Origin of the sequence: Pseudoalteromonas sp. TAE79, from assembly GCF_000498015.1 — a bacterium.
In the GTDB taxonomy this organism is placed as follows: domain Bacteria; phylum Pseudomonadota; class Gammaproteobacteria; order Enterobacterales; family Alteromonadaceae; genus Pseudoalteromonas.
This window is the reverse complement of sequence record NZ_AUTL01000290.1, coordinates 1-7123: the sequence shown is the minus strand read 5'-3', so window position 1 is coordinate 7123 and position 7123 is coordinate 1. Positions and strand designations below refer to the sequence as shown.

General features: G+C 40.4%; 6 protein-coding genes and 1 pseudogene. 4 read left to right on the top strand and 3 right to left on the bottom strand.

Annotated features, from left to right (window positions below):
• Positions 1-151 precede the first annotated feature (151 nt).
• Both L655_RS0124135 and dnaQ read right to left on the bottom strand, forming a co-directional pair.
• Positions 152-1522 carry a TIGR03503 family protein gene (locus tag L655_RS0124135; protein WP_024606538.1) on the bottom strand — a complete coding sequence of 457 codons (1371 nt, stop codon included), beginning with the start codon at positions 1520-1522 and terminating at the stop codon, positions 152-154.
• A gap of 9 nt (positions 1523-1531) precedes the next feature.
• Complete coding sequence (gene dnaQ, locus L655_RS0124130; protein ID WP_024606537.1) at positions 1532-2245, bottom strand: DNA polymerase III subunit epsilon; 714 nt, start codon at positions 2243-2245, stop codon at positions 1532-1534.
• Between the two features lie 68 nt (positions 2246-2313).
• On the opposite strand from dnaQ, the gene rnhA reads away from it, so the two are divergent.
• A complete protein-coding gene (gene rnhA, locus L655_RS0124125; RefSeq protein ID WP_024606536.1) occupies positions 2314-2778 on the top strand; it encodes a ribonuclease HI in 465 nt (154 codons plus the stop codon).
• Between the two features lie 163 nt (positions 2779-2941).
• On the opposite strand, the gene L655_RS0124120 is transcribed toward rnhA, so the two are convergent.
• Positions 2942-3727: a class I SAM-dependent methyltransferase gene (locus tag L655_RS0124120; RefSeq protein ID WP_007378209.1), complete on the bottom strand. Its 786-nt coding sequence runs from the start codon at positions 3725-3727 to the stop codon at positions 2942-2944.
• A 53-nt stretch (positions 3728-3780) separates the two neighbouring features.
• Here L655_RS0124120 and gloB point away from each other — a divergent pair, with 53 nt between their 5' ends.
• The 3 genes and pseudogenes from gloB to L655_RS01000000126145 all read left to right on the top strand — a co-directional run.
• A complete protein-coding gene (gene gloB, locus L655_RS0124115) occupies positions 3781-4554 on the top strand; it encodes a hydroxyacylglutathione hydrolase (RefSeq protein WP_024606535.1) in 774 nt (257 codons plus the stop codon).
• A 155-nt stretch (positions 4555-4709) separates the two neighbouring features.
• Positions 4710-6290, top strand: a complete 1581-nt coding sequence (locus tag L655_RS0124110) for a LysM peptidoglycan-binding domain-containing protein (RefSeq protein ID WP_024606534.1) — start codon at positions 4710-4712, stop codon at positions 6288-6290.
• A 131-nt stretch (positions 6291-6421) separates the two neighbouring features.
• Positions 6422-7123 (top strand): annotated as a pseudogene (locus tag L655_RS01000000126145) (IS4 family transposase); the annotation flags it as partial.

Here is a 7123-nt window from a genome sequence, read left to right as displayed (position 1 = left end):
CCCGCGACCCCCGGCGTGACAGGCCGGTATTCTAACCAACTGAACTACCACTCCATATTTTCGTTGCTGTTTAGGTCTCCCTGACAGCGGCGTGAATAATACGAACCAACCCCTATTTCGTCAAGGGCTTTTTTGTTTTTTTATAGGTTTTTTAGTCATCTGTCATCGAAAGGTTTAAAATTTCACCTGATCTGTCATTTTTTGAGCCATTTTTACCGACTTGATTTTTTTCAGTGTCGGCAACATCACCTTCACTTGTTTTCTTTTTCTTTAAAAAAGGCAGCTTCACTTTAAATTTAATCGGTTTTTTCTGAACAAATATACGAATTAACAACCAACCGAGTAATAAAATGAGTGTATTGCAGCCTGCAATTAAACTAATAATTGTCGATGTGGCCATTTTTTCTTCAGCAGGCTCACTCTCGATCATTTTATCTGGCGTAATAATCGTTGCAGGATCAATTTCGGGCACCGCTTCTATGGGTCGTTCTATCTCAAATTTATACGTTGGCAGCGTTGCCATAAATTCACGGCCATTAATATTAGTGCCAAAAACAGACAGTTCAACACTATATCTACCCCAATCATAATTTTTAACACTAAGCTGACGTGAGTCTTTAGCTGCAGCATCTATGGTAAACATTTGCTCTTCGTTATTGGGATAGTAGATTTTTCCCTGGATGATGACTGTCTCTGGCTTAACAATACTTGGGTCTATATTAATAGTTAACAGATGCTCGTCTGTGTCTTGCTCTGCTAACGCGACTTCGGTTACAAAAGGTGGCTCGTGCACTTCTATTGTATTTTGCACAATGCGACGCTGCAGCAGAGGTGTTGCCACGTAAAGCTCTGGTGTCCATTCACCCGCAGGAAAATCTAAAGTAAACTCGCCGGTAAACACACCATCTTTAGGGCGCTCATCAAATCCACGTCCATCGTCTTTAAATTCCGCTACTTCTTGAATGCCTGCACCAAAGTTAGCAAAGTTTTCATTGTTGGTACTTACAAAGTCAACATTAAGGCTCACAACATCCCTAAATAGGTTTGTGTTAATTGGCTCACCGTCGTTTAGTATTTTCCCGGTGATTTTTATTGTCTCCCCCCTAAACAACATTGAAGGAAGAGGCTCTGCCTCAAGAGATATTTCGCCTAATACAACTATTCTGCTATCAGGCAAAATACTGCCTATTACTTGCCAAGGACCTGCCATAGGTTTCTTTATGGTAACTAAATCGTAGCTGAGTTCGTCAAACCAATCTAAGTTAGGGTTTTTAACTGAGTCAGTAGCAAAGTACTTACTGCCATCGGGCCGCACTAAAATAACAGCAGGTGCACCTGATTTTCTAAAAAACAGCAGTGTTATTTCATCTATTTTGCTATCTATGCGAAAACGATTATCAAGTAAAGGGATCTCATTTTGATGCCCATCGCGCTTGAGCACTTCTACTTGTTTAACGCCATATGCATTGCCAGTAAATAAACTAGCGGCACATAACGCTGTTACAAAATACATCGTTTTCATTAAATCGCCTTATTCAGCGCGCCATATACATTGGCCGCCTTCTTTGTTTACAAGATCTAATCGTGCTTCGTGTGCGCTTTGCTCAGCGTCGCTTGCTCGCAATACAACTAATGGGGCTCTATCGCTATTTAAACGCTTTATACCGCCTTTCTGTTGCTCGCTGCCGTCATCTTTGTTTTGATTCAAATTCAGCTTTGTTTGACCACCCGTCATGGCAAGGTAAACATCGGCTAAAATTTCAGAATCCAGTAGCGCGCCGTGAAGTGTTCGCTTTGCGTTATCTACATCGTAACGACGACATAATGCATCAAGATTGTTCTTTTGACCTGGATGCAAGTCACGCGCCATTTTAAGCGTGTCGAGAACTTGACAAAAAGTCTCTGTTTTAGGATAGCCCTGATTAAGTAGTGCAAATTCATTATCCATATGACCAACATCGAACGGTGCGTTATGAATAACCAACTCTGCCCCTTCAATATAGTCGAAAAACTCTTGGGCAATTTGATGAAACAGTGGTTTATCACGCAAAAACTCGTTAGTAATACCGTGAACGTCGATTGCTTCTTCTTCACTTGGCCGTTGTGGGTTTATATAAACGTGAAAATTATTGCCTGTTAAACGGCGATTTACTAACTCCACACAACCAATTTCTATAATACGGTGCCCTTGTTTAGGGTCGATGCCGGTGGTTTCTGTATCTAAAACTATTTGTCTACGTGCCATATCGAATTTAGCCTGATTCTGGTATCTTTCTATAATCACTTTATTGTACATAAGATCAAGGTAAAACAGTGCAAAAAACCGTAGAGATTTACACCGATGGCTCATGTTTAGGTAATCCAGGCCCCGGCGGTTATGGTATTTTTATGATTTATAACGGCCACGAAAAAGAAATGAGCCAAGGTTATAAACTCACAACTAATAACCGAATGGAAATGCTCGCGGCTATTGTAGCCCTAGAATCACTCACTCGAGAATGCGAAGTAAACCTAACAACCGATAGCCAATATGTTAAGCAAGGCATTGAATCGTGGATCACTAACTGGAAAAAACGTGGCTGGTTAACATCAGCTAAAAAGCCAGTTAAAAACGTCGATTTATGGAAACGCCTAGATAAAGCCTGTAGCGAGCACAATGTAACTTGGAAGTGGGTTAAAGGGCATAGCGGCAATAAATACAACGAAATAGTTGACGATTTAGCCCGCGATGCCGCTGGCAGTAAAGATTTACTAGAAGATGTAGGCTACCAGCCTTAAATTTATTCTAAGCTAGTTGTTATACCAATTTTATTAAAAACATGTTCATTCTATCGCATTAAATAACTCACTAACTGCGTTAAAAATTATTCATATAGAACAACTATATGTCACAATTTTCGCCTTGTTAATGTGCTATTTTCTTAGCGCTATAATAGATCACTTATTTAATGCAATTAGTATTATTTTTTTGGTCGCACGATTTAAAGTGTTGCTTTGACGTTTGCCTAAGCCCTGCCCCTTTTACTGGTGCAAACTGCGGCCTTGCATGCCACTTAGGTTTTATTGGCGTAAGTGGCGCAACTCTTTTTCGTGCCACCAGCATATAAACACTGCCCATTGGTTTTAAATACTGTTTTGCAAAAGTACGCCAAAACTCAAATCTTGATAACCTATTACCTCTAGCCAGTGATGAATAAATAAAACGTTCGTCACTTACAATTTCAAAACCCAATAAATTTAGCCAATCTTTAACCCTCGCAGGGGTAAAAAAACGCCCTGTCCATGGTAATTTCTGACCACTAAAAGGCAGCATTTGTGCAAGCCCGCACAAACTAAACGGATTAAAACCAGTCACGAGTATATAACCGCCCGGAATAAGCGTGCGATGTGCTTCTCGTAAAATATGATGCGGGTCTGAATGATACTCTAAGCAATGGCTTAGTATGCAAGCATCAATACTGTGCTCGTAAAATGGCAGTTCATCTATGTCAGCAACTACCCCGGTGTAAGGTCCTGGCTCTGCAACACACACTTGATGTTTAATCGTACTTATACTTGTGTTTAATTCGCCACTTAAATTACCCAACTTAAGCATATGATAGCCAAACATACGCGGCAGCCATTGCTCCATTTTGCGTTCAATATCTGCACGCAAATAATCCCCATGAGGAAACTGCTGCCACGACAGTGGTTTGGGTCCTTCTTGAAAACTAAGGGCTGGTTTCATTTTTTGAGCTCGTTATACTATGCGATAAGTGTCACTTTATAGAGCAATTTACCATGGTGCAAGTCAAAGCAATTAAAGCCTTTTCTGATAATTACATTTGGTGTTTAACTACCGATAACAGTAACCAAGCATGGGTCGTCGATCCAGGCCAAGCACATCCCGTATTAACGTACTTAGCTGAGCATAAACTAACGCTTGGTGGCATTTTAATTACGCATCATCACTACGACCACACCGATGGCGTAGCTGAATTAGTTGACGCCTATCCAGATATATCGGTTTATGGCCCTGCAAATAGTCCATTTAAAGGCGTCACTCACGCACTTACTGATGGACAAAGCATCAGTGTGCTTAATATTAACTTTACTATTTTAGCAACTCCTGGGCACACGCTTGATCATATTTGTTACACAAATGATGAACTTGCTTTTACCGGCGATACATTGTTTAGCGGTGGATGTGGGCGCTTATTTGAAGGCACGCCAGAGCAAATGTGGGAGTCTTTCAATAAACTAAGAGAGCTGTCTACAAGCTGCAGTGTGTATTGCACGCACGAATACACGCAAGCTAATCTTGCCTTTGCCAAAGCAGTTGAACCACGCAATCCAGAACTCCTTGCGTACAGTAAAAAAGTAGATGAATTACGCAGTAATAATCAAATCTCATTACCTACTTCTATTGGACAAGAGCTAAAAATAAATCCATTTATGCGTAGCGATTTGCCAACCATTACAGAGTTAGTGCCGGAGAAATTTATCTCGGTTACAAAAAACAATGAACCTTGGGGAAACTTTGCTAGTCTGAGGCAGTTCAAAGACAATTTTTAATGCACAAACTAATACTTTAACATTTATTTTATTAGAATCATTAACTTAAGATATAGTGATGATTCTATTTCTGCGTTTTAAAAAGTCATTAAGTGGCAATGTTAACTCATAACAGGTAGTATTCGCCGAGTTTTTTACCCGATGTATTGGTATTTATGAATAAATCTCCCCTATTAGTAGCCTTGGCGTTAGCGCTAAGTGGTTGTCAAACACTGACAACATTAGAGTCAGACTCTAAAGTTGCCACGCAAGCAAACCGACAACTCGAAGGCGCAAGTCCTAACGACATTAACAATGCATTGATGGTAAACGCACAATATCAGCAAGTTGACTCTGATGAGCAAGAAGCTCCCGTGTTTGATGATGTGTGGGAGCGAATTCGCTACCAACTTTCTATCGAAATACCGCAAAACCGCCCTGTTGTTACTGAACGTAATTATTACGCTCGCCACCAAGCCTATTTAGATCGTATTTCTAAACGTGCAGAACCTTACTTACACTTTATTGTTGAAGAAGTAGAAAAGCGCGAAATGCCAATCGAAATTGCACTACTGCCTATTGTAGAAAGCGCATTTGACCCATTTGGTTACTCTAATCGTAGCGCATCGGGCATTTGGCAGTTTATGCCTGCAACCGGTGAGCGATTCGATTTAAAACAAAACTGGTGGTACGACGGTCGTCGCGACATAGTGCAGTCGACTCGCGCAGCACTTGACTACTTATCGTATTTACATAAAACACTTGAAGGCGATTGGCTTAACGCGATTGCTGCTTATAATTCAGGTGAAGGGCGCTTGATACGCGCGATTAAAAAGAATCGTAAAAAGCATTTACCTACCGATTTTTGGTCTCTTGATTTACCAAGCGAAACAACAGCCTACGTACCAAAGTTATTAGCACTTGCCGATTTATTAAAACGCTCAGATGATTTTAACGTTACATGGCAACCAGTAATTAATGCACAAGTGGTTGAAGTGGTTGATGTTGGCTCGCAAATAGATTTAGCACTTGCTGCTGATATGGCTGATATGACGCTTACTGAGCTATACAGATTAAACCCCGGTTTTAATCGCTGGGCAACTGATCCTAATGGCCCACATTCTTTATTATTGCCTGTTGATAAAGCAGAGGAATTTAGCCAAAAACTAGCAAACACTGATGTTAAAAACAGATTACGCTGGCAACGTTATATTGTGGCTCGAGGCGACAGCTTATCAGTAATTGCCAAAAAGTTTACAACGAGCTCAAGTGCAATCCGATCGCTTAATAAACTCAAATCAAATACGATTAAAGTAGGCCAAGAATTATTAGTCCCGCTTACTGATGGCGCTATAAATAGCGAGCATTTACCAAAGCAGATGCGTTTAGCTGCTAATAAAGCAACTCGCACAAAGCTTTCGCATACAGTTAAAAGTGGCGACACGTTATGGGACATTAGCCGCGAATATGACGTAACTATGGATGAGTTGGCTAAATGGAATAAGCTAAAGAAAAACTCTGTACTGCGCCTAAATCAAAAACTTACTGTGTATAAGTCAGCTAATAAACCACAAGCAACGGCAAGTACCAACCGTACTATTACATACAAAGTACGCCGTGGTGACTCACTTGCACGTATTGCGTCTAAGTTTAATCTAAGCGTTAACGAAATTATTAAGTGGAATAATTTAGCCGGTCAAAAATACTTACAACCTGGCCAAAAGCTAAAACTTAAAGTAGATGTCAGAAGTAGTTAATTTATAAAACTATATTAAAGTAAAAAGGAGCGCATGCGCTAATGCCGATCATTTAAGAAATAGTTAATAGCACTTGAACGATCTTCTAGGTATGTAAGAATCCGAATTCTTTTGTAGAATTCGGATTTTTTATGCAACTTTCTAATGCTCTCGATATTATCAACAACATCAAACCTAATGACGTTGAAACACTCGCAGATTTACTCCCTTTATCTCATCGAAGAAGCCTATGCACTGACCGAAACCGTTACACTACGAAAAAGAAAACTAACCCTAGAATCGATGGCTTGGTTGTTGATCGGTATGGTTATTTATAATGACAAATCCATGGCCGATGTCGTTAATATGCTCGACATTGTTGACCGAGAAGGGAAGCCATTTGTTGCGCCAAGTGCTTTAACTCAGCGTCGTAAAAACCTAGGTGAAGCCGCTATGAAAGCCTTATTTGAATGTACCCAAAGACATTGGAATGAAGACGCTAACCACCCTCATTGGAATGGACTTACCTTGCTGGGTGTCGATGGTGTTGTTTGGCGTACGGATGACTCCCCCCAAAATAATGAGGCCTTTACAAAACCGACCAACACACAATACCCACAGGTCAGAATGGTGTGTCAAATGGAACTGAGCAGCCATTTAATAACGGGGAGCGCTTTTGATGATTACAAGGTCAATGAAATGGTACTGGCTGAAAAGCTTATAGAAACCACACCAGACAATAGCCTCACTTTATTCGACAAAGGTTTTTATTCTTTAGGGCTTTTACATAAATGGCAAACAACTGGCAGTGAACGCCATTGGCTAATCCCCCTGAAAAAAAATGTGCAATATGA

Bases quoted from the DNA above. Each gene is read 5' to 3' on its own strand.
- L655_RS0124135 (WP_024606538.1), bottom strand. From the start codon at position 1,522: ATGAAAACGATGTATTTTGTAACAGCGTTATGTGCCGCTAGTTTATTT.
- dnaQ (WP_024606537.1), bottom strand. From the start codon at position 2,245: ATGGCACGTAGACAAATAGTTTTAGATACAGAAACCACCGGCATCGAC.
- L655_RS0124120 (WP_007378209.1), bottom strand. From the start codon at position 3,727: ATGAAACCAGCCCTTAGTTTTCAAGAAGGACCCAAACCACTGTCGTGG.
- gloB (WP_024606535.1), top strand. From the start codon at position 3,781: ATGGTGCAAGTCAAAGCAATTAAAGCCTTTTCTGATAATTACATTTGG.
- L655_RS0124110 (WP_024606534.1), top strand. From the start codon at position 4,710: ATGAATAAATCTCCCCTATTAGTAGCCTTGGCGTTAGCGCTAAGTGGT.